Origin of the sequence: Psychrobacillus sp. FSL W7-1457 (genome assembly GCF_038593405.1) — a bacterium.
Taxonomy (GTDB): domain Bacteria; phylum Bacillota; class Bacilli; order Bacillales_A; family Planococcaceae; genus Psychrobacillus.
Genome location: NZ_CP151993.1, coordinates 3,877,355 through 3,902,905 on the forward strand (window position 1 = coordinate 3,877,355; position 25,551 = coordinate 3,902,905).

A 25,551-nucleotide genomic window follows, 5' to 3' on the forward strand; every position below is an offset into this window, starting at 1 on the left:
TCATCTTTATCTATTCTTCTGTCTAATATACACATATAAAAATCCACCAGCTCCTAGCAATCGTAAAAACGAATTGATTGTCATAGCTGACTCCATGCCAACAAGCTCTAATAAAATAATACCCATTTGAGGAGCAACAAACGCTACTAATGCCAATAAAACGTTATATGTCGTAATACAATAAGTTCTTGACTGTTCTGGTGATTTTTCTAAAAGCAAATTAAACAATATGAGTACAGTCCCAGATAGAAAGAAACCAGACGTCGTTTGAATCATAGTTAAGTAGTATAAGTTAGTAGACAGCACAACAAGGAATGGTGTTGTAGCCATTCCTACTGCAGCCCAAATAAACATTCGAAGATTACTATATTTCTCAGCCCATCGCTTCCATAAAGGAAAGGTAAAAAACTGCATGAGCATGCTGCCTACCGAAAACATACTGACCCAGAATATAGTTGCCCCCGCTATTCGAACGTTATATATATTGAATAAGCCCCATGCCATTTGCCAGGCAAAGTTAAAAAACAGAGCAGCTCCTAAAAAGGATACATAATTGGAATCTCGAAAAATAGACCAATCCATTGTTTTCTTTTTTTCAACGCTTTCATCTATTTGAACAGGTGCTTCTTCATGCTTCATAACAAAGTACACTTCTAATATTCCAAATAATAAGGCTACCAAAAACAAAATTTGATACGCGCCGGCACTTGTAGACTCCTCTCTCATGACTATGCCTATAAATAAAGTAGCTACAAGCCCTACTAAAGTCAGCAAGCGGTTACGGTCACTAAAAAATTGCCCTCTTCGGTCCTCTGCAATCATTCCACTGATAAACGTTTGCCAGCCAATATTTGCAACTGTATTAGGTACACTAATTAAAGCTATAATAATAAGAAAGGACCATGCTTGCATGGATGAAGAAGGTAAATAAATGACTAGTACTATGAATAAAAAACATAGTCTGGCAAGTAGAATGGCCCCTGCAACTAATTTCTTTTGCTTATAGGCTTTGTTTAAAAGAATTGCTGCTGGTACTGTCATGAGCAGAGCAATTAATGGAGGGAGCGAACTGATGAGACCCACCTGGTAATTAGTTGCCCCTAAAATAGTAATAGCAAAGATAGGAAAAAAATTATTAGAAAAATTTAAAGCGATAGTTGAAGCCATACCATGATAAATGCTGACTTTCTCGTTATACATTCTCAAAATTCATTCCGTCCATTTCATGTGAGATAGATAGAATTATATACCTCATTTCTAGGAAAACAAGAGTATTATTTACAAATATTCCCCTTATAAACCTGAAGAAAAAAATACAAATTTAAACCAACTGTTAATAAAGTAATGTTTTAGACAATATTTCTTCATAGAAAGTACACAAAAGGGCAGCTTTAAATATTTCATTTTATTCGTTAAACCCTTAGAATATAAGGTGTTATCAGTTTTATCCTAATATGACAATTATAAAGTTTTCTAGTTTACAAATTGACTGGAAAGAGTATAATGGGTAGTTGGTACAGGACATTCATGTAACAATATGCTAACTTTAGCACTAATATAAACGGCTTCCCTTTTGTTTAAAGAAGATGGGGTGAACAAAAATGGCAATTACACAAGAGCCGGAGCTTACACTGGTTGAACATTTAGCTGAGCTTAGAAAACGCCTAATAATTATAGCAGCTACCTTTATCCTATCTCTTGCAGTAGGATTTTGGTTTGCGCCTAAAACGTTAAACTTTCTTAAGCAACAGCCCACAGCAGCACATGTAGAATGGAACATATTCGGTTATACGGACGGTTTGTTGATCTATGTAAAATGTGCTTTAGTCTTGGCTATTCTTGTAACCTTACCAATTGCTATGCATCAATTATGGTTATTTGTAAGACCTGGGCTATTGGACAAGGAAGCTAGAGGGACTATTTACTTTATACCAGTTTCTTTTTTCTTATTTTTAGCTGGTATTAGCTTTAGCTACTTTATTTTATTTCCTTTGATGTTAGATTTCATGTCTAATATCAATGAATCTATAGGTGCCACAGAAACCTATGGAATGCAGCAATACTTTACATTTATGTTTAATTTAATCATTCCTGTTGGAATAGTGTTTGAACTGCCTGTAATTATTTTATTCCTTACGAAGCTGGGAATTATTACGCCAGATCGACTACGTAAGATGAGAAAAGTTTCATACTTCGTATTAGTAGTTGTAGGGGTTTCCATTACACCTCCAGACTTTATCTCAGATTTCATCATTATCATACCTTTATTGTTATTATTTGAAATAAGCATTTTAGTATCATCTTGGTCTTATAAGCGTCGGTTAGCCAAAGAGGCTCTTTTAGAAAAAGAACTCGAGGACAACCAAAGTGAATAAGCATGATATAATAACGATACACTTGACTAATACTTATGCCATTTGAATAGATAGACAATTATATTCATTAGGAGGAAACACCATGCCAAACATCGGCGTACCAGGTTTAATCATTATTCTAATCATTGCTTTAATCGTCTTCGGACCTTCTAAATTACCTCAACTAGGTAGAGCAGTTGGACAAACATTAAAAGAATTTAAAAAGTCTACAAAAGACATCGTTGACGATGTAGCTGAAGAATTCAAGTTAGAAGACAATGATACAAACGCTAAAAAGAAAGCATAATAAAAAAACCGAGCATATATTTTGCTCGGTTTTTTTGTTCTTAATCACTATATTCCATGGAAGTCTCCAATGGATGCGGGAGAGGTTTTCCAAAGTAGTATCCTTGAAATAATTGATAGCCTGCGTCTTTCAGCCATTCAAAATCCTCTTTTTGTTCTACTCCTTCTGCTAATGGGATAGAATCGATTTCTAATGCTGTTTCTAAAAATTGCAATGCTACTCTTTGTTTCTCTTTATCAGAGGTCACCCCTTGAACATATTTCATGTCCAGCTTCATATAATGGGGCTTAATATCCTCTAGCATTTGCAGAGTGCTATGTCCTTCTCCTACATCGTCTAAGGCATATTGGTAGCCCCTTGCTTTATAAAAGGCCATGATCTTTTTTAAGTGGTTAACGTCTTCTATTTTTTCGGTTTCTACAACTTCAAAAACCAAGCTTTTAGGGTTAACACCTAGACGATCGGCTAACTCGTTGGTGGATTTAAGACAATGCTCAGGCGAATAGATAGAGGTTGGTATAAAATTGATGAACGCTTTTTTATTGACTAGCTTTGCAGCATACTTTACAGCAGTCATTCTACAAATCCGGTCTAACGCATACAGTCGTCCTCTCTCTTTAGCAGCGCTAAAAACCTGGCCAGGATATAAGATTTCCCCACCCTCATCTAAAAATCTAGAAAGAATTTCATAGGCATATATCTTATTATTTTTATCTACAATTGGCTGATAATAGCAAATTACTTGTTCGTTCCTAATTACTCTGTCCACCCACTCTACCTCAAATAATTCCTCTATCTTATAGAAAGGTTGCCAATCCCTATTTGGAATCTTAAAGGAAATCTTCGAAATATCTAAATGATCTATACTATAGTCAACAAAATCCTTCGCATCATTCTCGCGAAGAGTAAAATAACGATTATTCTCTTCTAACTTTAATATCCTACTTTGAATAAACTCTATTATATCCGGGAACACCTGATTATTCAGGTCACCGTCCATTTTGAACTCAACTATCAAATCTCTTACAGCACAACCGCTACATTCCAACATAATCCCTCCTACCTATAATACTATTCATAATTATGTATTTTTTCCTATTATAATGATTATATTAAATATTTTGTTACATGCATAATCAGAAGTCTTTGATTGATGATTATTAAATAAATATAGGAGGATGGGAGTAGCAACAAAAAGTAATTTCAAAATTCATAAACACATTCAATGGCTGTCCGATAAGGAAACACAAAAAAAGAGAAGCGCATCTCAGGCTCCTCCTTTAAGGTCTTTATAGGTTTTTAAAGAATACTCTGATGACATCAGCACCACCGATAATTGTGCCGAGAGAACCAAACAGGTTAGTTAACACTAAAACTAGCAAGACTCTTGTCACCTTATTTTTCCAGAATCCTTTTATCGTAAATACATCTTCGGACAGCCTTTCAAAATCCCCTATCGTTGGTCGTTTCATATAAGCCTGCACTAATCCTGAAAACCAACCAGAGGCTAATATAGGATGGAGTGCGGTTATTGGTGCCACGATAAATGCTGTAACTACAGCTAAAGGATGACCTAATGCTACAATTGCTCCTATTGCTGCCATGGATCCCGTCCAAATAATCCAGCTCCATGCTTGGTCCCATCCTGCCGTAGGATTAGCTATAAAAGTATAAGCAACCAAAGCTATTAAAAGGATAGGCAAGGACCATCCAATGATTTTAGGTAAAATAGATTTCGGAGGGACAGCAGATAGTCTTTCTAAATCTTGATGCTTGTATATTTCTTTTGTAATCCCCGGAACATGAGCGGCCCCTAAAACTGCTACAACTTTTTTCCCTGGAGCTTCCTTAATCTTTTGAGCTAAGAACTGGTCTCTTTCATCGATTAATGGTGTTTTCAACCTTGGAAATGACTCTGTGAATTCTGCAAGCACTGCGTTGAGAGTGTCTTGTGACTTCATATTCTCTAGCTCTTCTTCTGAAATGGTATCTTTACTAAAAATGCTATAAAATACTGACGTTAGGAGCTGAGACTTACCAAGCCAACCAAGATTATGCCAGATACGTGAAAATGTTATTTGGATATTACGATCAGCTAGTACAAGTTCTGCGCCATTTTCTTTTGCACTCTCTATCCCTTGAATCATTTCCTGGCCGGGTTTAATATCAAACTGCTTCGCCATACGGTTTTGAAAGGAAGAAATAGCTAAGTTCATCAATAGCAATGTTGCTTTCTTCTCTTTTATGATTTTAAAAATATCTGTCTCTTTCCATTTGTTATTATCTGTAATAGATTGATATCTCTGTTCGTCCAACTCTATACACACGGAATCCGGTTTTTCTTTTTCAATCACTTCTTTCACCTGCTCAGCACTTAACCTTGAAACGTGAGCAGTACCAATCAAAATAATTTCCTTGCCATCGACCTCTAAACGAGTTATATTTGCTTCCGACATAAACTACTTCCTTCGTGTAAATGTATTTCTTTACATAGTCGACTGAGCATGTAAAGACTTGTATCTATAATAATGAAGTACTTGGGCATAAAATTCAATTTGTTTATACAAAAAAATAGGAGATTTAATCGTAACCTAATCTGTTTATTTTGAGTTTTTCCCCTTGTATTTTAAGATTCTTCTTAGTACATGAAACGTTTAAATTTGAGATTGAAATGTTATACTTACATTGATTTAAATAAGTTATAAAGAGGAGAATGTCTAATGATTATCGTTACGAATCGTATTAAAACAAAACCAGGATTTGCAGAAAGAATGGCTCCAAACTTTACAAAGCCAAGCCCACTTCAAGAAATGGAAGGCTTCGTAAAAGTGGAGGTTACTATTACACAGGGTACCACTGAATATGATGAAATGAATGTCAATATGTATTGGGAAAACGAAGAAAGCTTCCAAGCATGGAAAAATAGCGACCTCTTCAAGGCAGCACATAAACGTCCAGAACCAGGTTCTGCAGAAGCATCGAAAGAATCTCCACTATTAGGTAGCGAGTTAATCATTTCTAAAGTGGCTTCTACTGTTGGAGCAATTTCCAACTAAATAAATTATTAAAAGGAGCAAGTGATGTTATATCGCTTGCTCCTTTGCATTTATTTATCGATTATCGATACGATAGATTCCTTTTTTATCCCTTAATAAGCATCCATTGGCTTTAAAAATCCGAATCATGTATTCATTGTTCTCATCTGTACTACCTACATAATATGTCGCATGCATATTCTTTAAAAGCTCTAATGAATATAAGTGAAGTACCTTCCCTAAACCTTTACCTCTATGCTCTGGAGTTACTCCAAAGTAAAACAATCTACCTTCCTCAGTAGTTCCGTCTTCTATATGAGGAATACTGATACCCAAAGGTTCTTTTGCTTTATAGAAGATATGACAATGGTTACGCCAGTTAGAACCTAACTCATTTAAGAAGGCATCCATAATTTGATCAATAGAGAATAAATTATTTTTGTTCGCAGATCCGCTTCGACATGCATCATATAGTTTGGCAAATTCCTCATCCCTCATCAAGCTATCCGAAAGAGATTGCACAAAAATAGAACTATCTAAAATAAAGTGTTCTTCTAGTGTTCTTGTATATTCCACCACGGAAGAAACCTTATGAAAACCTTCATTTAATAATTGTTCCTCATACTCCGCATCCATCAGAAGCGACAGATAATTTACCTGATTGCTTTCCCAATCTGCTAAAATATTTTTTAGTTCTGCCCAATATTCTTCTTTAGATTGACTCATTTTTATTTGATCGGCAAGCCAGTATTCCTGGTCTTTTTTTATGACGTTAAAAGCAACCATCTGTGCGCCCCCTATAAGTCGTCTATATGCGTAATTCTGTTTCTACCATTTCGCTTGGAATAATATAACGCTTGATCAGCCTTCTCTACCACGCTTGCATGCGTGTCTTCGGATGTATATGTTGCTATCCCCATGCTTATCGTCACTTCACCTATCACCCAATTTGCTGCTTCTATTTCCTGCCTTAAACGTTCTCCCTGGTTTTTAGCCTGTTGTGCATTAGTAAACGGGAGAAGAACGATAAACTCCTCCCCTCCGTATCTAAGTAATGTATCCGCTGGACGTACTGTTACTTCGGCTATTTTAGCTAGTTGCTCTAGCACTTGATCTCCCATTGTGTGACCCCAAGTATCGTTCACTTGCTTAAAATGATCGATATCTATTAAGCATAAGGAAAAAGCCTGTCCTTTCTGCTCGTAATGTATGATCATCTCTTCTAGCTTGATATGAAAATAACGACGGTTTTTTAAACCAGTCAATTTATCAGTTATAGCTAATCTCTCTAGCTTTCTATTTAGTTCAAGTAGCTTTTCTTGCTTTTCCTCTATTTCTTCATGAAGCTCTTCTAATTTAGAAAGAGCAAGTTCTTTTTCTCGAAATGCTTCCTCTAATTGCTTTTTGGCTAGCCTTATTTCTTGTTCATATCCTATTCGTTTTCCCATAGAAACTAATACACAGTCAATTACATCTGCACCCTCTCGAGTAGCTTTTTTCCCGTTTAACAACACAGGAATGCTCTGCCCATCCTTATGCTGTAGACTAAGAAATAATTCTTCCATATGTCCATATAATCGTATATAAGGATAAAAATAAGTATGGAATATAAACTGATTCGTTTTAGACATGATTGTTTCTATATGTTTTTGAGAAAGATCGTCAAAGGAAAACCCTATCATTTGAAGAAAGGTTTTATTCATATCAATTAGCATACCTTCTTGACTAATAGTGACATAGCCACAAGGTGCCAAATCCAAACGTTCCTCCATAAAATGTCATTCCCTTCCCTACACCTGGTATAGATACTCTTTAATGAGCTCTGCTGTTTCACACGGGTGACTTAGGTGAGGATAATGACCCTTTACATCCATTATCTTAAATTCACTATTCTCTATATGACGGTGTAAATATTCTCCTACCTGAATAGGAACAATACTGTCTTCTGAGCATTGAATGATTAGCACCGGAATAGATGATTTCTCTAAATCTTTACGATGGTCAGAAAAGAAGGTCACCTCTGCAAATTGTTTTGTTATCTTCGGATTTGTTGAACTAAAACTTTTTTCTACTTCCTTTGCTACCGCGGGGTGTTTTTCAGTGGCAGCCACTATTGGAGCCATATAGCTTGCCCACCCTATAAAATTCATCTCCATCATATCTAGCATCTCGTGGATATCTCTTTCATCGAATCCACCGTAATACTCGTGATCATTAAGATATCTCGGAGATGGTCCAATCATAACCAACTTCTGAAAAACATCCGGCTTTTGAATCGCTGCTAACATACCAATCATGGAGCTTACCGAATGACCTACAAATATAACGTCTCTCAATTCCAATGCCTCTACTATGTCTAAGACGTCTCGGACATAGCCTTTAAGCGAGGCGTATTTCTCTGCATTATAAACACTTAAATCCGATTCACCGGAACCAACATAATCAAATAATACAATTTTATAGTCATTCAAAAATGAAGGAATAATATGCCTCCACATCGTTTGGTCACATCCAAAGCCATGCGCAAACATGATTACTTTTTCCTTATTTCCAATTACTTTTACATTATTACGTTTTAATACTTCACTCATAGGAACACCTCTAGTTTATTTCATACCTTATATAAAAGGCTTCCTTTTCTTTTGAAAGGGAAGCCTTACATAGATTTGATAATTTAACCAATGTATATATTACCAATATACTATTTTATTGAATTTTATTCTAGGTAAAAGAATGAAATGCTACTAACATCCTAGAGTCTACTTCCTTGTTCTTTTTAAAAATTCCCTCGTTCGATCCTGTAAAGGATGGTTAAATATTTGGTCTGGAGGTCCTTCCTCTGCAATGACTCCTTTGTCCATGAAGACTATACGATCAGAGACTTCCTTGGCAAATTCCATTTCATGCGTAACAATCAACATGGTCAGGCCAGTATTCGCAAGCTCTTTCATAACTTTTAATACCTCACCGACCATTTCTGGATCAAGTGCAGATGTAGGCTCATCAAACAGCATTACATCAGGATCCATAGACAAAGCTCGTGCAATAGCTACTCTCTGCTTTTGTCCACCAGACAATTGCTTTGGCTTAGCATTGACGTAGCCATCCATGCCTACCACCTTTAAATATTTCATCGCAACTTTTTCGGCTTCTTCCTTAGAACGTTTTAATACCTTTACCTGTCCAACTGAACAGTTGCTTAATACATTATGATTATTAAACAAATTAAACTGCTGAAATACCATACCAAGCTTTGTCCTATAGGAATTGATATCATGCTTATTATCTAAAATATTATTTCCTTTATAAATAATTTGTCCCCCACTAGGCTTTTCCAATAAATTAACACATCGCAGAAGTGTTGATTTGCCCGATCCTGAAGAGCCTATGATACATACAACCTCACCTTTTTTTACAGAGAAATTTATATCTTTTAAAACTGCATGTGCTCCAAAGGATTTGCTTAGATGTTGAATATCAATTACGTGTTCCATATTTGCTCCTCCTTTGTTTACTTGTTTTCATAAGGACCTTTTGGCAGTACAGCCATTTGCATAGGCTGACCAATGACAGTGTAATTTTCGGGTCCATCTAGTTTCTTTTCAAAATGTCGTAAAATTAATGTAACCGCAAACGTCATGATGAAGTATAAAATACAAGCTACAAAGAATGACTCAAAATATCTGAAATTGTTTCCAGCTACAGACTTCGTTTGGAAGTATAATTCCGTTACCCCTATCACATTTAAAACAGAGGTATCTTTAATATTAATGATGAATTGGTTGCCCGTTGCTGGAAGTATGTTACGGATAACCTGGGGTAACACAACATATAGCATAGTTTGAATGTGATTCATCCCTATCGCTTGTGATGCCTCAAATTGTCCCTTATCAATTGAAATGACTCCCCCCCGAACAATTTCAGCCATATACGCTCCCGTATTAATAGATACAATAAAAATTGCTGCTAGTAAACGATCCATATCTAACCCAAAGGCCAGTGATGATCCATAAAAGATGACCATAGCTTGGACGATCATTGGTGTCCCTCGGAAGAATTCTATATAGATGGACAGAATAAGATTAACCAGCTTTAAAAAATATCTACTTACCCTCTTTTCAGGTAGTGGGATGGTCCTAATAACGCCTGCTAATAATCCAATGATTGCTCCTACAATAGTTCCTATAATAGAAATCAACAGGGTTACTCCTGCTCCACGCAAAAACATCGGCCAGTTATTGGTGATAATGGAGATAATCCATTCTAAACTCATTGTCTTCCTCCTTACACTTTCTGTTGCCTCGAACATCCACTAACCAATTGCGTAAGTACTTTAAAAAATGAAACGGCTGCTTTTATTAGCAGCCGTTAGTATACTTATTCTGCAGCTGGTTGATTGGAAATAGCATTATCCATAATTTCTTGACGCTCTTCTTCTGAAATTCCTGCTAATATTTCATTTATTTTATCTGTTAAATCGCTACCTTTTTTCAATCCTACTGCAACAGCTGTTTCTTCTTCATCTGCAACAAATCCTTCTTCGAATTCAACCATGCTGAAGTTGTCATTTGCAGAGGAAGCACTAATTCCTTCTGGACGTTCAGATACATAACCGTCGATCATACCAGATTCCAGTGCTACACGCATTGCTGGAAAGTTATCTGATGCAGGCTGTTTTTTTACACCTTTAATTTGGTCTATCACTCCGTAGTGAGAAGTATTTAATTGGCCTGTGACTTTTGCTCCATTAAAGTCTTGAATGGAAGTGGCACCCTCAAATTTTCCGCCCTTTTTTACAACCATAACAAAGTTGGAAGTATAATAGTTTTCAGAGAAATCGATTGTTTTTTTACGCTCTGCTGTTGGTGACATTCCAGCAATAATTGCATCAATCTTACCCGAAGTTAAAGCTGGAACTAGACCGTCCCATTCGGTTTTAACGATTACCAGTTCTTTACCTAAGCCTTCTGCAATTTTTTTAGCAATTTCTACATCGTATCCACCAGCATACTCTGCGTTACCGTCCAATTTTACTCCACCGTTTTTGTCGTCCATTTGAGTCCAGTTGAAGGGGGCATATCCTGCCTCAAGTCCTACAGTAAATGTATCTTGAGCAGATGCTGATCCACTGCTTTCTTCCTCTTTAGTTCCACAAGCAGCAAGCAATAAAAAAATGGATAGTAAAAATGTTAATGTAAATAGTCTCTTTTTCATCTCTAGTAATCTCCTTTTTTAAAGTTATTATATGTATGCAACCATACAAAAAGGACAACTGTACAAAAAAAGACTTGAGGTAGACTCAGGTCATAATGTATGGTTGCCCTAAATCCTCTACTTTTCCCCATGAGATAGCACACCATTATAAACCGGGACGTTTATAACGGACAGTCCTGCAATTCTTCACTGCAGACCCAGCATGTAATAATGAGTTTATTACAAGCTTCGGCGACATTTCCTTCTCCTTAGTATCTAAGCATCTCAAGCTCCTCTAAGGACTGTTAAATATCGCGCCTCTACCTCACTTATAAAAGCGAGGTTATATTCAATTAGTTGTTCATAGTCTACAATAGAGATTTTCATCTGTCAACAAACATTCTATTGATTAATCAAAATATTACTATTTTTAAAACTTCATTATTCTAAATAGAAACGAACAGTCTTATTTAAAAAATGAACCAATAATACGGGGAATAAATAAGAAAAAATCTGCTAAAGTAAATGTATTTTCCACTTTATCAAAGACATCCATTTTTGACTTTTCGTTCGGTTTGTATGTCGTTACTGTATCGCCTTGAATTGGCTCAATCCCATCATTGAAACTTATACGTATAGAATGGCAGTTCACATAATCAGACGAATCCATCACCTGAAAATGTATATGAGGCTCAGAGGAGTTTCCAGAATTTCCACAAAGGCCAATTGTTTGTCCCTGCTTCACCGCGTCTCCTTCTTTTACTACTATAGAATATTGTTTAAAATGCGCAAGCAAGCTATATTCTCTATTTTTATGCTCCAAAATGACATAGTTTCCGGCTGGTTCTTTTTCATTCATTTCTCCGGGAATATTATCTACAATATTATTCATAACCTTTACTACCTTACCGTCTGCTGGCGCAACTACCTCTTTATCAAAAGCATAGTAACTTTCATTGAGTAATCTATCCTTATACGTCTGACCATCCTTCATCCTCACTAAATCATATGCATAGCGCTGAGATTCATAAACGTAATGATAATTAAGAAATTCATTCGTCCCACCCCAGAAAACAAGCCATTCTTCTTTAATAGGCATTATATATTTATTTTTGGTGTAACGTTGATCGCTTTTAGGGAAGGTTACATAAGGTTTTAATACTATGCCCTGGATGTAGTTAGCCGTATCAAAGGTTACACTAACTATTCTCTCCTTATTGTTATCTAACCATAAATACTGAGTTGAATAACCCATTTCGATCTTTTTATACATTTGGTAGCTTTCAACACCGTGATTAAAGGAAATGGCTAAATCAGTAAATTGGTCCAGTGATACTAGCTCTTTAAATTCTTTAACGCATTGGTTATAAATTTCTTCATGGTTTCCATATAAGAATACTTCTCCAAACCTTTCTGGAGTTATAAATTCCTCTACATTCATGGCTCTGTTTACCTCCAATTTATAACACTGTCAGTATTTATCATGTAATACGGAAAAAGTTAACTAAGGTTTCACTTAATATGAAAAGTAAAAGGAAACGAGGGTGTAGATTCTCCGTTTCCTTTTGTTGATTTTATTTATTTCTTTTTTGTATTGTTGATATCGAAGGAAAAGTTTCACATGGAACATAAATAGAAATTGAGAATAGCCTACATCTACACTTTGAAGGGTAGACATAGGCCTTAAACTAAAAGAGTGGAAATGACAATCTTGCGTAGTCATTCCCACCCTAAATCAATTATTTTTGTATAAACATTTGAGTCCAATAGTTTCCGTCTTTCACGTAACCTACCCCAATATGAGTATAGTTTTTGTTTAAGATATTGGCTCTATGTCCTTCACTATTCATCCAAGCGTTAACTACTGCTTTCGCAGTCGTTTGACCTTGTGCGATATTTTCTCCTGCTGATTTATAGCTAATTCCAAAATTCTTCATCATTGTAAATGGAGTTCCATAAACAGGACTTGTATGGCTAAAATATTTTTGATCGTGCATATCTTGTGATTTATATTGTGCCACTCTTCCTAGCTCCCAGTCATAGCTTAATGGAGACAGGCCAGCATTTGCTCTTTCAACATTTACCAGTTTAATTACATCTTGTTCAATGTTATAAGAATCTTTTGTAGGAACATTTATTTTTTGTCCTGGATAAATAAGATTTGGATTTTCTAACTGAGGATTTTTCTCAATTAATTCTGAAACTCCAGTTTGTGTTTTTACTGCTATTTTCCATAGAGAATCTCCTGATACAACGGTATAGGTATTAGCTGCAAATGCAGTTAGTGGTAATAATAAAGAAATTGCGACTGCTACTGCAGCAACTTTTAATTTGGTTCTAAACAAGGTAATCTTCCTTTCTTTTTTTTACTCTATTAATATAGTAAAATAAAAAAGTCCTATAAATCACCCCTTAATAATTGGATGTAATTTTACAGTTAGATTACAAAGAAAAACAAATAAAAGAGAAAGCTTGATAGTATGGGGAAAATAATTGGTTCAAAGGTAACACTTTTGAAATATTCAAGGAGGAAAATTCCTCTATAGACAAATTCTTTTTATAATTTTTCCGTTTTTTTAAAAGTTAGGTTAAGTCTACTGTCCTATACAACAATGAGTGTTTAAGATATATTAAAAACAGGTGATTATATGAATATTAAAAATTATTTAAACAACGAACGTTTTCTCTCTGGAACAACTATGAAAGACCCTACTGCTTGGGAAGAGAACAATATGGCCTTACACATCTGTGAAAATCCACTACACATAATAGAAAATCGCAAGAAATTAGCGGCCCAGATCAATTGCAGTTTAGATAATTTCGTTTGTGCCAATCAAACCCATAGTGCAAATTTCTATAAAGTTACTGCGATTGATAAAGGGCATGGAGCAACGCTTTTGGAAACTGCTATTAAGGACACAGACGCTCTTTACACATTTGAACCAAACCTATTGTTATGCAGTTTTACAGCAGATTGCGTACCAGTCATTTTTTATAATGAAACTAATGGGCTTATTGGAGTCATTCACTCTGGTTGGCAAGGAACCATCAAGGAAATTACAAGCCAACTATTTGAGCATCTGAAAACACACGAACAATGCAACCCAGCTGACTTTCATGTACAAATAGGCACTGCACTAAGCCAAGAAAAGTTTGAAGTGGATGAAGATGTCTACACAAAATTTAAGAACCTAGGGTATGCAGATGACTTTATGTATTACAGAGAAGAAACAGGTAAATATCATATCGATAATCAATTGACCGTTCAAAAGCAGTGTGAACTGGCTGGTATACCGCTTGAACAGATTTCTATAGATCGCACATGTACTTTTTTAAGTCCAGATGGCTTCTCTTACCGAGAGGATAGAAATACTGGGAGACATTTAAGTTTTATAATGAGGAAGAAATAACTTTCTAAAATAGGCTGTAATCTCTTTAATCAATTAATAGACGTCTCATTACTAAAAATGTTACTCAAGCTTCATTTAAACAGCCCGGTTCTTCACAGAATTGGGCTGTTTTTTTAAGTAAAGTATTCAAATTTTGCATTAGGAAAGAACTTTTCCATATAACTATATAGATGCTCTTTGATGTCTTCCTCTTCTTCTTTTTGATAAATGTATTTTCCTATACCATACTTCCCCCATTTTATTCTTCGGGATTCTTCGTCCAGTTCAAGCTTAGTCATTGGGTAGTTTTTTTCGATTACCTTTTTAGCTGGCTTCGTAAAACGATGCTGGATGAATTCAAAGGTAATATCATCTCGTGCATCCTTCGGAAGCTCTGCATCTAATCGTTCAAACATATGATAATACCCTTCTTTCCACCCTTCATGAAGATATATAGGAGCGACAATGAACCCAAGTGGATATCCTGCTCTCGCAACCTTTCCTGCAGCCTCAATCCTCTTGTCTAATGGAGAAGTACCAGGCTCAAAATTTTTAATCACATAATCTGCATTTACACTAAAGCGAAATCTGGTTTTTCCATTATGCTTTGCATCCAATAAATGATCTACAAAGTGAAATTTTGTCACAAATCGTAGTCTACCGAATTCCGATTTACCAAAATGTTCAATCGCTCTTTTTAAGGTATGAGTTAAATGATCTATTCCCACGATATCAGAGGTACAGGATGCTTCGAATCTTGTGATTTCCGGCGCACGTTCTTCCATATACTGATCAGCTGCTCCGAGAATTTCGTCTACATTCACATATGTACGGATATAAGGTTTGGTCCCCATCGTTGTTTGTAAATAGCAATAATGGCAATGCCCCATACAACCAGTAGCAAAAGGAATGGCATATTCCGCAGAAGGCTTCGAGGTATCAAATTTCAAGGTTTTTCGTATTCCTACAACTAGGGTAGACTTAGCAATACGGTATTTTTGAAAGTCATTATCGCCAGGAAGGTTACGTATTTGGTTATGAGAGGTTGTGTAATGAATTTCTTTTCCCATCTTCTCAAACTTTTCTTTCAGTTCTCTACCTAGTGGATAATCCAGCGCCTTTGGCTCAAAATACACAAGCTGAGGTGTAAATGGTTTTCTCATGTTCAACCTCCATTATTGAAAATAGTGACGATACGCTTGCTCTGCTTCATAGGCACTTGTATAAATAGCCATATCAGCTGTTAAAGGGTAATACGTTTCATATACAAAAACAGCTAGTCCATCCGGATTATCTGGATCATTAACTACTGCCGCCGATTGAATGTTAGCGACACTTTGAATATGGGGGTTTCTATAAAAAACATAAACGATATCTCCTGCTGTATAATCTTCCATTTGCTTCTCTCACACTCCTAGCTTTTTAACTAGCTTGGCTTTCCTAAGAGAATTTATGTAATAAATACAATTGAAAAAACCATATTCGCTAAATCGAATATGGTTTTTTTATTGAAATCAATTTCATAATTCCTCTTTAAAAGACCCTACAACATATTAAATATAAAGAAATTAGTGATTCGCTACATATATTGCGGTAACCAAGGAATGTTTTAATCCTTATTTCATTCAGACAGACCATCCCTCAGAAAAAATAAATAGGAGAATTTTAAAAAAGTATAAGTTCTACATTTATATTCGGTTAACTAAACATATGCTTTAGTAAACCTAAGAAAAAAGGAGCTGCCCATTGATTATATATGTCGTTAATAATGGAGATACGCTTTGGGAAATTGCTAATCGGTATCAAATAGATGTAAATGCGATTTTACAAGCGAACCAATTACCTGATCCAAATACTCTATTGGTTGGTCAATCACTTATTATTCCTATTTATGGAATATATCATACAGTTCAAACTGGCGAAACTCTTTGGTCAATTGCACAACAGTATGGTATTACGGAACAATCTATTCTTCTTTCTAACAGACTTGCAAACCCAAATCTCTTATATCCTGGTGAGCGAATTTTTATTCCTCCTATCATTCATGTTGTGCAGCCTGGTGAAACACTACGACAAATTGCTAGCCTTTATGGTACTACTATTCAAGCACTTATTAATCAAAATAGAATACAAACGCCTGGCCTCCTATATCCAGGAACACAACTAATCATTCCTAGAGTCAAGCCATTAATCGAAGTGAACGCCTATACCTATCAGAAAGAAGAGGATGCCGTCAAGACGGTAAACAGTCTTCAATCTCTACTTACCTATATTAGTCCCTTTGCTTACAAGCTTACAGAAAGTGGAGATTTAGAGCCCTTACAGGACGAACTGTTAATAGAAGCAGCTATTACCGACAATATTGTACCAATGATGGTGGTCACCAATTTTTCATCTACTGAGGCTGGAACTAATCTCATGCATGTCATTTTCTCTAATCCAGATATATTAAAGAAATTGATGACAAACATTCTTCAGATTATGGAGGATAAGGGTTATAGAGGATTGAATATTGACCTGGAAAACGTTTTACCAGAAGACAGAGATGCTTATACGTCCTTTCTCCAGCTAGCAGTAGATACACTTCATCCTAAAGGGTACTTTGTTTCCACTGCAGTGGCTCCTAAAGTTAGCGAGACTCAGTCCGGCTTGCTATATGAAGCACATGATTATGAAGCACATGGAAAAATTGCAGATTTTGTGATCCTAATGACGTATGAATGGGGTTGGCGCGGTGCATCTCCTCAAGCGATCTCCCCTGTCAATCAAATGAAAAAGGTAGTAGAATATGCTTTAACTGTTATTCCTGCAGACAAACTATTTTTAGGCTTTCAAATATATGCAAGAGACTGGCGAATTCCTCATCAGGCTGGGCAAATTGCAGAGACCTTTAGCCCGCAGGATGCAATAACATTGGCTACCCAATACGGAGCAAGAATACAGTTTGATACAGTGGCTCAATCACCTTTTTTTAATTACACAGATGAGCAGGGACAAAAGCATGAGGTTTGGTTTGAGGATGCTCGAAGTGCTCAGGCTAAATTTAATTTAGTCAAACAATATCGTTTGAGAGGCATTAGTTATTGGGTGTTAGGTTACTCCTTCCCTCAAAACTGGGTATTGTTAGATGACAACTTTGAAGTAAAGAAAATAAAAGATTAAAGCCAATCTCCTCTCATTTAGATATTGAGCGATAAGTCTATAAAAAAGAAAAGAACCTACCATCTATAGAAGTTGGTAGGTTCTTGATGATCTATAAATAATGCTTAGACTATATCGTCTATAACTTCACTAACGTCTTCCAAAGGTTCCATGTTCTCTGCTACCTTTTGGTCTACTTTTAGTCGAAGTGTTTCTGCAGTTTCTGCATGTACATCCTTAAGTAGCTCTGGGTTGTTCATAAGAGACATACCGTAAGATGGAATCATCTCTTTTATTTTTGGCTCCCACTCCGTTATATGATCTGGGAAGCATCGTTTAAGGACGTCCAACATAACTGGTACTGCAGTAGAGGCACCTGGAGAAGCACCTAATAAGGCTGCAATGGAACCATCCTCTGAAGTGATAACTTCTGTACCAAATTGAAGAGTTCCTTTTCCTCCAGCTTCAGTGTCCTTGATGACTTGTACACGTTGGCCTGCTACAACTAAGTCCCAATCCTCTGCTTTAGCATCTGGGATAAAGATTCGTAGCTCTTCCAAGCGTTGTTCTTTAGACAGCATAACCTGTTGTACCAAATATTTTGTTAGAGACATCTCTTTTGCTCCTGCTGCTAGCATTGTAAAGAGATTATGTGGCTTAACAGAAGTTACTAAATCCATCATCGATCCAGTTTTTAGGAACTTCGGTGAGAAACCTGCGAAAGGTCCAAATAGTAGTGATTTTTTATTATCAATAAAACGAGTATCCAAATGAGGTACAGACATTGGCGGAGCCCCAACAGCAGCTTTACCATATACCTTAGCATGATGCTTCGCAACTATTTCAGGATTGTTACATACCATGAATATACCGCTTACTGGGAAGCCCCCGATATGTTTCCCTTCAGGAATACCCGATTTTTGTAAGAGATGTAGACTTCCGCCTCCACCACCAACAAAAACGAATTTTGCTTTATGATTCTCAATTTTGCCTTCTGCAAGGTTTTTCACTTTTACTTCCCATTTGCCATCTGGCGTACGGTTTAAATTCTCTACACTAGACTTATAATTGACCTTAACATTTTTAGTCTTTAAGTGATCGAACAACATACGAGTCAATGCCCCAAAGTTAACATCTGTACCAGAGTCAATTTTAGTTGCAGCAATCGCTTCATTAGCCGTACGGTTTTCCATGATCAATGGAATCCATTCTTTTAACTGTGCTGGATCATCAGAGAATTCCATTCCTTCAAATAATGGATTTTGAGTCATCGCTTCAAAGCGTTTTTTCAAGAACTCCACATTTTCTGTCCCCTGAACCATACTCATATGTGGCAATGGCATAATAAAGTCCTGAGGATTTTTGATTAAATTACTTTTTACAAGATGAGACCAAAATTGCATAGAAACCTGAAACTGTTCGTTTACATTGATTGCTTTTGTGATATCAATAGAACCATCTGGTCTTACAGAAGTGTAGTTTAGCTCACAAAGAGCTGCATGTCCTGTTCCCGCATTATTCCATTCATTTGAGCTTTCTTCGCCTGCACTGTCAAGCTTCTCAAATACTTTTATATCCCACTCCGGTACTAATTCTTTTAAAAGCGTTCCTAAAGTCGCGCTCATAATACCGGCACCAATTAAGATAACATCTGTTTTAGTTTCTGTGTTGCTCACTTTTACCATCCCTATACTTTATATTTGCAGAAGCCTTGTTAACGTTACGAAAACAAAGAGTTAGTTAACTCTGCTTCTGACTCTATATAACCGTGACTATTGCTTTAAATTTGTTTATAAGTTCAGAATATCTATTCTATTATAATATAATTAATGATTTTTTTAAAGTGTGTAGAAATTGTGAATTAATTTAGATTAATGGGACTAAACAAACCCAAACTGTCTCCTCCCCATTGTTTATTCCCTCCTCCATCTAATTGATAAATAAAGTAATTACCAACCGTCAATGCATCTTCTTTATGAGTTCGAATAGCACTAAAATACTCTTGGAAAATGTACGGCCCCTCATGGTGCTTAAATACACGTTCCGATTTAAATATGCACTATGAACAGGGCGTGTTAGTAGCGAGTCAGAGAGATGTTGTGTAACATAATTTTGGGGTAGAATCGCAATTCCTAAACCTTCCTCTACTAATACTTTTATCATTTCAAATCTTTCTATTTTATATGATATATGGGGTGTTACATTTTCCTGTTCAAATGCTTTTAATATTTGGGCACTTGTTTGAAACTCCGGCATCCCTATGATTAATGGTTCCTCGGTAAAATCCTTAAGCATAAGCTGTTCTTTTTGTGCAAAAGGATGATCTTTTTTTATAAGTACAACATATGGTTCGTTGTACAATAATTCACTTTGTATTTCTTCATCCACAATGTGCTGGTTTGTAATTACTCCATGCACATGTAAGCCTAGTAATGCTTGTCTTACTGTTTGATTATACAGCGTGTCAATTAAAGTAAGCTGATTGGATGGGTATAGCTTCTGATAATCTGTAATGACCTGTGACAACCAATAATTTGCCGATTCGATTACCCCTAATCTTATTTCTAATTGTTCTCCTTTTGAGAGCTCCCTTAACTCCGTTTGCATGACCTCGAACTGAGCAACTAAGCCTTTCGACCGTTCCCAAAACTGCTGTCCCATTTCTGTTAATTGAAACTGCTTTGTTGTTCTTTCTATTAACGGAGTATCCATTTCTTGTTCAAGTGCCTTAATGGCGTTACTTAATGAAGGCTGAGAAATGTGCAAGGCCTTAGCTGCCCTGGAAAAGCTGCGATATTTTACGGTGGCATTGAAGTAATACATCTTTCGTAAATCCATCTCTTCACCCCCATTTATAGTTTTAAACTATTATAATATAAAAAATTAATATTGGTTATTATAAATATTTAAAATTATACTAACAATATGATTTTTTAGATAAATGAGGGTGGAAATATGCATAAACCTACAGATTTAAAAGTATGGCAAGGTCGGGTGGATCATGAGTCAGACCACACTTACTACCGTTATCATCAAGTAGTTCGGTTGGCGTCTCTAAAGACTCAAGGGAAAGTCGGTGTAATTGGCTTTGCTTGTGATGAAGGAGTACACCGTAACAATGGACGAATTGGAGCCAAAAATGCGCCTCTAGCTTTACGCAAGCAGCTAGCAACATTACCTTGGCGTCATGCCGTTCATGAAAACGCTTTAATAGACTATGGGAATGTTATTTGCGAGGGCAATGAATTAGAGCAAGCTCAGATTGAACTCGGAGAAAAGGTGGCCAATATTTTATCCAGTGGAAAGGCAATCGTACTTGGTGGTGGACATGAAACATTATATGGACAGTATCTAGGTGTGCGAAAAGCATTTGGCCCCGATGCGTCCATTGGAATACTTAATATAGATGCACACTTTGACATGCGTTCATACGATAAACAGACTTCCTCAGGCACTATGTTTAAGCAAATTTTAGATGAGGATCCAAATGCACATTATTTCGTTTGCGGTATTCAACAATATGGCAATACCACGGCCTTATTTAATATAGCAGATCAGTATAAGGTAACCTATTTTACAGATGAACAGCTGGACTTTCCTTCGTTTACTATAGAGTTACATAACTTTATGGATACACATGATGTGTTACTCGTTACACTTTGTATGGATGTTTTAAATGCAGCTGAAGCGCCTGGAGTCAGTGCACCGTCTCCATTTGGCTTATCAGCTGTAAAGGTCCGAGACATTCTACGCCAAATGGCTTCTCATAAAAAAACAGTCAGCTTTAGTATTTGTGAGGTCAACCCTTTACTTGATGTAGATAACCGGACGGCAAAATTGGGAGCTTACTATATCAATGAAGTAATTATGAATAGTTTCGAATAAACAAGGGGGATACGTATGGTATTAAATCAAATTACAACGCTCAGTCTAGCAGTGGCTTTATTTTTAATCGGTACATTTTTAGTAAAAAGAATTGGATGGTTAAACCGTTTTTGTATTCCAGCACCGGTAGTTGGCGGCTTAATCTTTGCGATTTTAGCAACGGTGTTAAAAAGTTTCGACATTCTTGATATAACATTAGACACTTCCCTTCAGTCTATTTTCATGATTACCTTTTTCACAACAATTGGATTAGGGGCAAGCTTTAAGCTTGTAAAATTAGGCGGAAAACTACTCGTCATATATTGGTTAGCTTGTGGATTTCTAGCTTTAATGCAAAACGTAATTGGTGTCTCATTGGCAAAAGTAATGGATATTCACCCTCTGATTGGTGTGATGGCAGGAGCTGTTTCCATGGAGGGGGGACATGGAGCTGCTGCTGCATATGGAGAAACCATTGAAAGCCTTGGAATTCCGTCTGCTATATCAATTGGTATGGCTGCCGCTACATGTGGTTTAATTGCTGGTGCTCTTGTTGGTGGTCCAGTCGTTCAATATTTAATACGCAAGTTCAACTTAAAGCCAGCTTCTGAAGAAACAGAAGAATATGTAGAAAAAGCACAGCACGAAATTACCGAGAAATCTTTTATGGTACAAGTCTTCTTAATTACCTTCTGTATGGCTGTTGGTACATATGTTGGTGAATGGTTCTCTAATATGACTGGTTTTGTTTTACCGGGCTATGTAGGGGCTATGTTCGTAGCTGTAATTGTTCGTAACATTTTAGACCGTTTTAATCCTGATTTAATTAATATGAAGGAAATTAATTTAATAGGAGATATCTCTCTTGGTATTTTCCTATCTATGGCACTGATGAGCATCAAGCTCTGGGAAGTAGCAGACTTAGCCCTTCCGTTGTTTGTCATCATATTAGCGCAAGTAATCTTCATTGTATTATTCGCGGTAATCGTTCTTTTCCGTTTATTAGGAAAAAATTATGATGCTGCCATTATGGTAGCAGGCTTCCTTGGCCATGGGCTCGGAGCAACACCTAACGCAATGGCCAATATGTCAGCAGTAGTTTCAAAATTTGGACCATCCCGAAAGGCGTTCTTAATAGTACCAATCGTTGGCGCCTTCTTAATAGACGTGTTTGGTATGCCGATTATTATTACTACAATTAATTTGTTTAAATAGACAAAATAAAAGCGCAATCCTTTGAACATCAAAGGTTTGCGTTTTCTTATTGGAATAGGTTATTCAAAATAGTTATCTCGAAGCAAATCTTGACTTCCAAGTCAAAAAGCACAATGTAATATTTCCCAATTAATGTTTGGAGGATTTAAATATTTTATTCTGGGTATCTAATATACTTACGAGTTGAGCTTAGGATGTGATGTTTTTATGTTTGGACTATCTGACCTCTTGTCACTGATTATTTCTGCATTTATCATCTTGCCTGTGGTCGTATTTCTGCGAGAATCCGGTTATTTAATCGTTAGCTGGTTATTCGGAGTAGTAAAACCACGGCTCACAATCGGTTCCGGACCCAGGCTCTTTAAAATTGGAATGATTGATATACGCAAGTACTATCATTTGTATAGCTGGTTTTCATATGATGACTTAAAGCGTAAAAGTAAGTTTGCTTATGTTAGCATTTATTCTGGACCAATATTGGTTAACCTGATTATTGCCCTCCTCATTAACTTCTTAATCGCCAACGGCTGGGCTGCAGAATATAAAACATTTTGGGATCGCTTTGTTTTCTACGCATTCTATTATTTGTTATTTGATATAGTACCCATGATTACGACTAATGGTAAACCGAACAACGGCATGATTATTTATGAAATGATTCGATACGGAAAGAGAATCGACTTTAACGAAGAATCCTTCCTCCCAGCTACTTCAGATGTGGAGAACGAGTACCACGAACAGATGAAGCAAATAGAAGAAATAAAAAAAGAGAGAGAAGAGGAAAAACATGAACACTAAACTATTGTTTTCTTCTCTCTCAAAAGAGCCGATTCAAGAATATCTCCTAAATCGGCTCTTTTTTATATAAAATCGCGTTAATGCATTCTTTATTCGTAAATCTAGCCTAGCCTAGAAGCTAAGCCTAATCCTTTATACCTCCCTTAGACGCCTTGCTTTCAGAGCAAGCCCTTGGTTCAGTATCAAGGCACCTATCATTTGAATGACTGTTTTCACAACTACTTGGCCGACAATTGCTGCAGGCACAGCTTCCCACGGTATAAATCCTGCTCCAAGTGGACTCAATCCAACGATTACAAAAACAACAGAGTCAAGAAGACCTCCCACAATCCCACTGTAAAAAACTCTCCACGCCATTGGTAACTTTAAGCGTGTATAGATTTCTGTATCTGCTGTCTCGGCGATTACAAAAGATAAAGCAGATGCTGCCACAATCATTAAAGTATCTCCAAGTGCAAATGATGCAGTCCCTGATAAGAGTAACGCTAAGAAGATAAATAAATATGTTTTAGCTCTACCATATTTATTTTGCACAAGATCTCGAAATATAAAGGTTGCTCCAACAAAAAGCGTCCCCATAGGAACGATAAACATGCCAAACTCTAACGGTGCAAATCTAGCCGTCACCACATTTGCAATAACAATAGATAATAAATACAATAATATTCTCATTATGCTTCTCCTTTAAATATCACTAACTCTGTAAAGGCTAGTAACATTTATATATTCTTTTCCGCAAGTTCTCGCTTAGTATTTAAATACTCCTCAAGCCCATTTTCACGTAATTTACATGCTGGGCACTCTCCACAACCATCTGCAATGATCCCGTTATAACAGGTTAAAGTTCTTTCTCTCACATACTCAAATACACCAAGTGAATCTGCTAGCTCCCATGTTTGTGCCTTGTTGATCCACATTAATGGTGTATGAATGACAAAGGAACTATCCATTGATAAATTTAATGTCATATTCATCGATTTGATAAAAACGTCACGACAATCGGGATACCCACTAAAGTCTGTTTCACAAACCCCTGTCACGATATGGTTTGCTCCTACCTGACTAGCTAAGACACCAGCAAATGAAAGAAAAAGCAGATTTCTTCCGGGAACAAATGTTGAAGGTAGCTCACCTTTAGCCCTTTCTTCAATTTTTATCTCCTCGCGTGTCAATGCATTAGCTGCAAGCTGATTTAGTAATGACATATCTAGCACATGATGTTCGATGCCAAGCTCTTTTGCTATTTCTTTTGCACAGTCAATCTCTAGACGATGTCTTTGACCATAATCAAAGGTCACGGCCACCACTTCTGCAAAATTTTCAATCGCCCAGAACAAACAAGTCGTACTATCTTGTCCTCCACTAAATACAATAAGTGCTTTACTCTGTTTCATGTATAAATCTCCTTCACGACGAAAAAACAGCACGCTAAGAGAAGTGCTGTTTTCATCTTAGTTTTTTTAAGAGGGTCGCTAATAACCTCTTCCTTGCTAACAAGGATTTATTTAATTAATTTTCATTTATAAGTAATCGTCTAGGAGTAAGAAGTTCCTATTCCATTCCATTTATCGATTATCAATATTTTCAGGATTAAGGTCATGGTTCATTAAACGGTAGCTCGCAATCTCCTCATATTTTGTTCCTGGTCGTCCATAGTTGCACCACGGATCAATGGAGATACCTCCACGTGGTGTGAATTTCCCCCAAACCTCAATATACCTAGGATCTAGCAGTTGGATTAAATCATTCATAATAATATTCACACAATCCTCGTGGAAATCACCATGGTTTCTAAAGCTAAATAAGTATAGCTTCAACGATTTACTTTCCACTATTTTTTTATCTGGGATGTATGAAATATACATAGTGGCAAAATCAGGTTGTTGCGTTATTGGACATAGACTCGTAAACTCTGGACAATTAAACTTCACAAAATAATCTCGATTAGAATGTAGATTGTCCACTGATTCTAATACTTCAGGCGCATAGTTAAATGCATATTGCACTTTTTGATTTCCTAATAAGGTTAAATCTTCTAATCCTTCAGCTGACTTTCGGCCAGACATAAAAAAACCCCCTTGAAAAGTAATACCAAATCTTTTCAAGGAGAGGTTGAGACATTTTCTATAAAACTTTACAGGATTAAAACAAAAAAGCCATGTCCAGTTATGGACATGGCTTTTTCGTCATGTATCCATAGTTTTTTATAGAGGGTATCTGCTATGAACCTCTCCTGAAAAATTTCAGGTATTTAT

At 36.4% G+C, this 25,551-nt stretch carries 26 protein-coding genes and 2 riboswitches; of the genes, 8 read left to right on the top strand and 18 right to left on the bottom strand.

Annotation, left to right across the window (positions count from 1 at the left end; genetic code table 11):
- Window positions 1-6: 6 nt before the first annotated feature.
- Complete coding sequence (locus tag NSQ95_RS19115; RefSeq protein ID WP_342560833.1) at window positions 7-1,200, bottom strand: MFS transporter; 1,194 nt, start codon at window positions 1,198-1,200, stop codon at window positions 7-9.
- A gap of 401 nt (window positions 1,201-1,601) precedes the next feature.
- Here NSQ95_RS19115 and tatC point away from each other — a divergent pair, with 401 nt between their 5' ends.
- Together tatC and tatA are read left to right on the top strand one after the other, a co-directional pair.
- A complete protein-coding gene (gene tatC, locus NSQ95_RS19120) occupies window positions 1,602-2,375 on the top strand; it encodes a twin-arginine translocase subunit TatC (protein ID WP_342560085.1) in 774 nt (257 codons plus the stop codon).
- An 82-nt stretch (window positions 2,376-2,457) separates the two neighbouring features.
- Window positions 2,458-2,661 (top strand): twin-arginine translocase TatA/TatE family subunit, encoded by a 204-nt coding sequence (tatA, locus tag NSQ95_RS19125; protein ID WP_251555642.1) that lies wholly within the window; start codon window positions 2,458-2,460, stop codon window positions 2,659-2,661.
- A gap of 40 nt (window positions 2,662-2,701) precedes the next feature.
- On the opposite strand, the gene NSQ95_RS19130 is transcribed toward tatA, so the two are convergent.
- On the bottom strand, window positions 2,702-3,712 hold the full coding sequence (locus NSQ95_RS19130; RefSeq protein ID WP_342560086.1) for an EAL domain-containing protein: 1,011 nt from the start codon (window positions 3,710-3,712) through the stop codon (window positions 2,702-2,704).
- Between the two features lie 238 nt (window positions 3,713-3,950).
- Complete coding sequence (locus tag NSQ95_RS19135) at window positions 3,951-5,117, bottom strand: TraB/GumN family protein (protein ID WP_340881282.1); 1,167 nt, start codon at window positions 5,115-5,117, stop codon at window positions 3,951-3,953.
- Between the two features lie 264 nt (window positions 5,118-5,381).
- Here NSQ95_RS19135 and NSQ95_RS19140 point away from each other — a divergent pair, with 264 nt between their 5' ends.
- Complete coding sequence (locus tag NSQ95_RS19140) at window positions 5,382-5,717, top strand: heme oxygenase (protein ID WP_342560087.1); 336 nt, start codon at window positions 5,382-5,384, stop codon at window positions 5,715-5,717.
- Window positions 5,718-5,771: 54 nt separating this feature from the next.
- Here the strand turns inward: NSQ95_RS19140 and NSQ95_RS19145 are convergent, their stop codons facing one another.
- From NSQ95_RS19145 to safA, 8 genes are all read right to left on the bottom strand, one after another.
- Window positions 5,772-6,482: a GNAT family N-acetyltransferase gene (locus NSQ95_RS19145; protein WP_340881278.1), complete on the bottom strand. Its 711-nt coding sequence runs from the start codon at window positions 6,480-6,482 to the stop codon at window positions 5,772-5,774.
- Between the two features lie 11 nt (window positions 6,483-6,493).
- Window positions 6,494-7,468, bottom strand: coding sequence for a sensor domain-containing diguanylate cyclase (locus tag NSQ95_RS19150; protein WP_340881276.1), 975 nt, complete (start codon window positions 7,466-7,468; stop codon window positions 6,494-6,496).
- Between the two features lie 18 nt (window positions 7,469-7,486).
- Complete coding sequence (locus NSQ95_RS19155; RefSeq protein WP_340881275.1) at window positions 7,487-8,287, bottom strand: alpha/beta hydrolase; 801 nt, start codon at window positions 8,285-8,287, stop codon at window positions 7,487-7,489.
- A 168-nt stretch (window positions 8,288-8,455) separates the two neighbouring features.
- The gene (locus NSQ95_RS19160; protein WP_340881273.1) at window positions 8,456-9,190 is read right to left on the bottom strand and encodes an amino acid ABC transporter ATP-binding protein; all 735 of its coding nucleotides are present in this window, start codon (window positions 9,188-9,190) and stop codon (window positions 8,456-8,458) included.
- 17 nt (window positions 9,191-9,207) lie between these two features.
- Window positions 9,208-9,969, bottom strand: coding sequence for an amino acid ABC transporter permease (locus tag NSQ95_RS19165; protein WP_169359780.1), 762 nt, complete (start codon window positions 9,967-9,969; stop codon window positions 9,208-9,210).
- 104 nt (window positions 9,970-10,073) lie between these two features.
- Entirely contained in the window at window positions 10,074-10,910 is an 837-nt protein-coding gene (locus tag NSQ95_RS19170; RefSeq protein WP_340881270.1) for a transporter substrate-binding domain-containing protein, read from the bottom strand.
- A 127-nt stretch (window positions 10,911-11,037) separates the two neighbouring features.
- A riboswitch (Lysine riboswitch) is annotated at window positions 11,038-11,220 on the bottom strand.
- A 135-nt stretch (window positions 11,221-11,355) separates the two neighbouring features.
- Window positions 11,356-12,330 carry a M23 family metallopeptidase gene (locus tag NSQ95_RS19175; RefSeq protein WP_342560088.1) on the bottom strand — a complete coding sequence of 325 codons (975 nt, stop codon included), beginning with the start codon at window positions 12,328-12,330 and terminating at the stop codon, window positions 11,356-11,358.
- A gap of 298 nt (window positions 12,331-12,628) precedes the next feature.
- The gene (gene safA / locus NSQ95_RS19180; RefSeq protein ID WP_340881266.1) at window positions 12,629-13,234 is read right to left on the bottom strand and encodes a SafA/ExsA family spore coat assembly protein; all 606 of its coding nucleotides are present in this window, start codon (window positions 13,232-13,234) and stop codon (window positions 12,629-12,631) included.
- 303 nt (window positions 13,235-13,537) lie between these two features.
- On the opposite strand from safA, the gene pgeF reads away from it, so the two are divergent.
- Window positions 13,538-14,299 (top strand): peptidoglycan editing factor PgeF, encoded by a 762-nt coding sequence (pgeF, locus tag NSQ95_RS19185; protein WP_342560089.1) that lies wholly within the window; start codon window positions 13,538-13,540, stop codon window positions 14,297-14,299.
- Between the two features lie 113 nt (window positions 14,300-14,412).
- Here pgeF and splB read toward each other — a convergent pair whose 3' ends face one another.
- Window positions 14,413-15,441 (bottom strand): spore photoproduct lyase, encoded by a 1,029-nt coding sequence (gene splB, locus NSQ95_RS19190; protein ID WP_340881263.1) that lies wholly within the window; start codon window positions 15,439-15,441, stop codon window positions 14,413-14,415.
- A 12-nt stretch (window positions 15,442-15,453) separates the two neighbouring features.
- Complete coding sequence (locus tag NSQ95_RS19195; RefSeq protein WP_340881262.1) at window positions 15,454-15,675, bottom strand: transcriptional regulator SplA domain-containing protein; 222 nt, start codon at window positions 15,673-15,675, stop codon at window positions 15,454-15,456.
- A 349-nt stretch (window positions 15,676-16,024) separates the two neighbouring features.
- Here NSQ95_RS19195 and NSQ95_RS19200 point away from each other — a divergent pair, with 349 nt between their 5' ends.
- Window positions 16,025-17,440 (top strand): LysM peptidoglycan-binding domain-containing protein, encoded by a 1,416-nt coding sequence (locus tag NSQ95_RS19200; RefSeq protein ID WP_340881260.1) that lies wholly within the window; start codon window positions 16,025-16,027, stop codon window positions 17,438-17,440.
- Window positions 17,441-17,544: 104 nt separating this feature from the next.
- Here NSQ95_RS19200 and NSQ95_RS19205 read toward each other — a convergent pair whose 3' ends face one another.
- Window positions 17,545-19,104, bottom strand: coding sequence for a malate:quinone oxidoreductase (locus tag NSQ95_RS19205; RefSeq protein WP_340881258.1), 1,560 nt, complete (start codon window positions 19,102-19,104; stop codon window positions 17,545-17,547).
- Between the two features lie 274 nt (window positions 19,105-19,378).
- Complete coding sequence (locus NSQ95_RS19210; protein WP_340881257.1) at window positions 19,379-20,257, bottom strand: LysR family transcriptional regulator; 879 nt, start codon at window positions 20,255-20,257, stop codon at window positions 19,379-19,381.
- 117 nt (window positions 20,258-20,374) lie between these two features.
- On the opposite strand from NSQ95_RS19210, the gene hutG reads away from it, so the two are divergent.
- The 3 genes from hutG to NSQ95_RS19225 all read left to right on the top strand — a co-directional run bounded on the left by hutG (window position 20,375) and on the right by NSQ95_RS19225 (window position 23,296).
- Window positions 20,375-21,304 carry a formimidoylglutamase gene (gene hutG, locus NSQ95_RS19215; RefSeq protein ID WP_340881255.1) on the top strand — a complete coding sequence of 310 codons (930 nt, stop codon included), beginning with the start codon at window positions 20,375-20,377 and terminating at the stop codon, window positions 21,302-21,304.
- A 9-nt stretch (window positions 21,305-21,313) separates the two neighbouring features.
- A complete protein-coding gene (gene gltS / locus NSQ95_RS19220) occupies window positions 21,314-22,498 on the top strand; it encodes a sodium/glutamate symporter (protein ID WP_340885815.1) in 1,185 nt (394 codons plus the stop codon).
- Window positions 22,499-22,705: 207 nt separating this feature from the next.
- Window positions 22,706-23,296 carry a hypothetical protein gene (locus NSQ95_RS19225; RefSeq protein ID WP_340881253.1) on the top strand — a complete coding sequence of 197 codons (591 nt, stop codon included), beginning with the start codon at window positions 22,706-22,708 and terminating at the stop codon, window positions 23,294-23,296.
- Between the two features lie 132 nt (window positions 23,297-23,428).
- Here the strand turns inward: NSQ95_RS19225 and NSQ95_RS19230 are convergent, their stop codons facing one another.
- From NSQ95_RS19230 to queF, 3 genes are all read right to left on the bottom strand, one after another.
- The gene (locus NSQ95_RS19230; RefSeq protein ID WP_340881252.1) at window positions 23,429-23,968 is read right to left on the bottom strand and encodes a VUT family protein; all 540 of its coding nucleotides are present in this window, start codon (window positions 23,966-23,968) and stop codon (window positions 23,429-23,431) included.
- Window positions 23,969-24,015: 47 nt separating this feature from the next.
- Complete coding sequence (gene queC / locus NSQ95_RS19235) at window positions 24,016-24,690, bottom strand: 7-cyano-7-deazaguanine synthase QueC (RefSeq protein ID WP_340881250.1); 675 nt, start codon at window positions 24,688-24,690, stop codon at window positions 24,016-24,018.
- A gap of 171 nt (window positions 24,691-24,861) precedes the next feature.
- Window positions 24,862-25,362, bottom strand: coding sequence for a preQ(1) synthase (queF, locus tag NSQ95_RS19240; protein ID WP_340881247.1), 501 nt, complete (start codon window positions 25,360-25,362; stop codon window positions 24,862-24,864).
- A gap of 124 nt (window positions 25,363-25,486) precedes the next feature.
- A riboswitch (PreQ1 riboswitch) is annotated at window positions 25,487-25,533 on the bottom strand.
- Window positions 25,534-25,551 lie beyond the last annotated feature (18 nt).

What these genes read in the sequence shown, in the direction of transcription:
- NSQ95_RS19115 (WP_342560833.1), bottom strand. Translation starts at nt 1,200, where the DNA reads ATGTATAACGAGAAAGTCAGCATTTATCATGGTATGGCTTCAACTATC.
- NSQ95_RS19160 (WP_340881273.1), bottom strand. Translation starts at nt 9,190, where the DNA reads ATGGAACACGTAATTGATATTCAACATCTAAGCAAATCCTTTGGAGCA.
- NSQ95_RS19195 (WP_340881262.1), bottom strand. Translation starts at nt 15,675, where the DNA reads ATGGAAGATTATACAGCAGGAGATATCGTTTATGTTTTTTATAGAAAC.
- NSQ95_RS19205 (WP_340881258.1), bottom strand. Translation starts at nt 19,104, where the DNA reads ATGGTAAAAGTGAGCAACACAGAAACTAAAACAGATGTTATCTTAATT.
- hutG (WP_340881255.1), top strand. Translation starts at nt 20,375, where the DNA reads ATGCATAAACCTACAGATTTAAAAGTATGGCAAGGTCGGGTGGATCAT.
- NSQ95_RS19150 (WP_340881276.1), bottom strand. Translation starts at nt 7,468, where the DNA reads ATGGAGGAACGTTTGGATTTGGCACCTTGTGGCTATGTCACTATTAGT.
- NSQ95_RS19135 (WP_340881282.1), bottom strand. Translation starts at nt 5,117, where the DNA reads ATGTCGGAAGCAAATATAACTCGTTTAGAGGTCGATGGCAAGGAAATT.
- NSQ95_RS19155 (WP_340881275.1), bottom strand. Translation starts at nt 8,287, where the DNA reads ATGAGTGAAGTATTAAAACGTAATAATGTAAAAGTAATTGGAAATAAG.
- NSQ95_RS19145 (WP_340881278.1), bottom strand. Translation starts at nt 6,482, where the DNA reads ATGGTTGCTTTTAACGTCATAAAAAAAGACCAGGAATACTGGCTTGCC.
- NSQ95_RS19225 (WP_340881253.1), top strand. Translation starts at nt 22,706, where the DNA reads ATGTTTGGACTATCTGACCTCTTGTCACTGATTATTTCTGCATTTATC.
- splB (WP_340881263.1), bottom strand. Translation starts at nt 15,441, where the DNA reads ATGAGAAAACCATTTACACCTCAGCTTGTGTATTTTGAGCCAAAGGCG.
- pgeF (WP_342560089.1), top strand. Translation starts at nt 13,538, where the DNA reads ATGAATATTAAAAATTATTTAAACAACGAACGTTTTCTCTCTGGAACA.
- NSQ95_RS19165 (WP_169359780.1), bottom strand. Translation starts at nt 9,969, where the DNA reads ATGAGTTTAGAATGGATTATCTCCATTATCACCAATAACTGGCCGATG.
- tatA (WP_251555642.1), top strand. Translation starts at nt 2,458, where the DNA reads ATGCCAAACATCGGCGTACCAGGTTTAATCATTATTCTAATCATTGCT.
- queC (WP_340881250.1), bottom strand. Translation starts at nt 24,690, where the DNA reads ATGAAACAGAGTAAAGCACTTATTGTATTTAGTGGAGGACAAGATAGT.
- tatC (WP_342560085.1), top strand. Translation starts at nt 1,602, where the DNA reads ATGGCAATTACACAAGAGCCGGAGCTTACACTGGTTGAACATTTAGCT.
- NSQ95_RS19170 (WP_340881270.1), bottom strand. Translation starts at nt 10,910, where the DNA reads ATGAAAAAGAGACTATTTACATTAACATTTTTACTATCCATTTTTTTA.
- NSQ95_RS19140 (WP_342560087.1), top strand. Translation starts at nt 5,382, where the DNA reads ATGATTATCGTTACGAATCGTATTAAAACAAAACCAGGATTTGCAGAA.
- NSQ95_RS19210 (WP_340881257.1), bottom strand. Translation starts at nt 20,257, where the DNA reads ATGGATTTACGAAAGATGTATTACTTCAATGCCACCGTAAAATATCGC.
- NSQ95_RS19230 (WP_340881252.1), bottom strand. Translation starts at nt 23,968, where the DNA reads ATGAGAATATTATTGTATTTATTATCTATTGTTATTGCAAATGTGGTG.
- NSQ95_RS19130 (WP_342560086.1), bottom strand. Translation starts at nt 3,712, where the DNA reads ATGTTGGAATGTAGCGGTTGTGCTGTAAGAGATTTGATAGTTGAGTTC.
- NSQ95_RS19175 (WP_342560088.1), bottom strand. Translation starts at nt 12,330, where the DNA reads ATGAATGTAGAGGAATTTATAACTCCAGAAAGGTTTGGAGAAGTATTC.
- queF (WP_340881247.1), bottom strand. Translation starts at nt 25,362, where the DNA reads ATGTCTGGCCGAAAGTCAGCTGAAGGATTAGAAGATTTAACCTTATTA.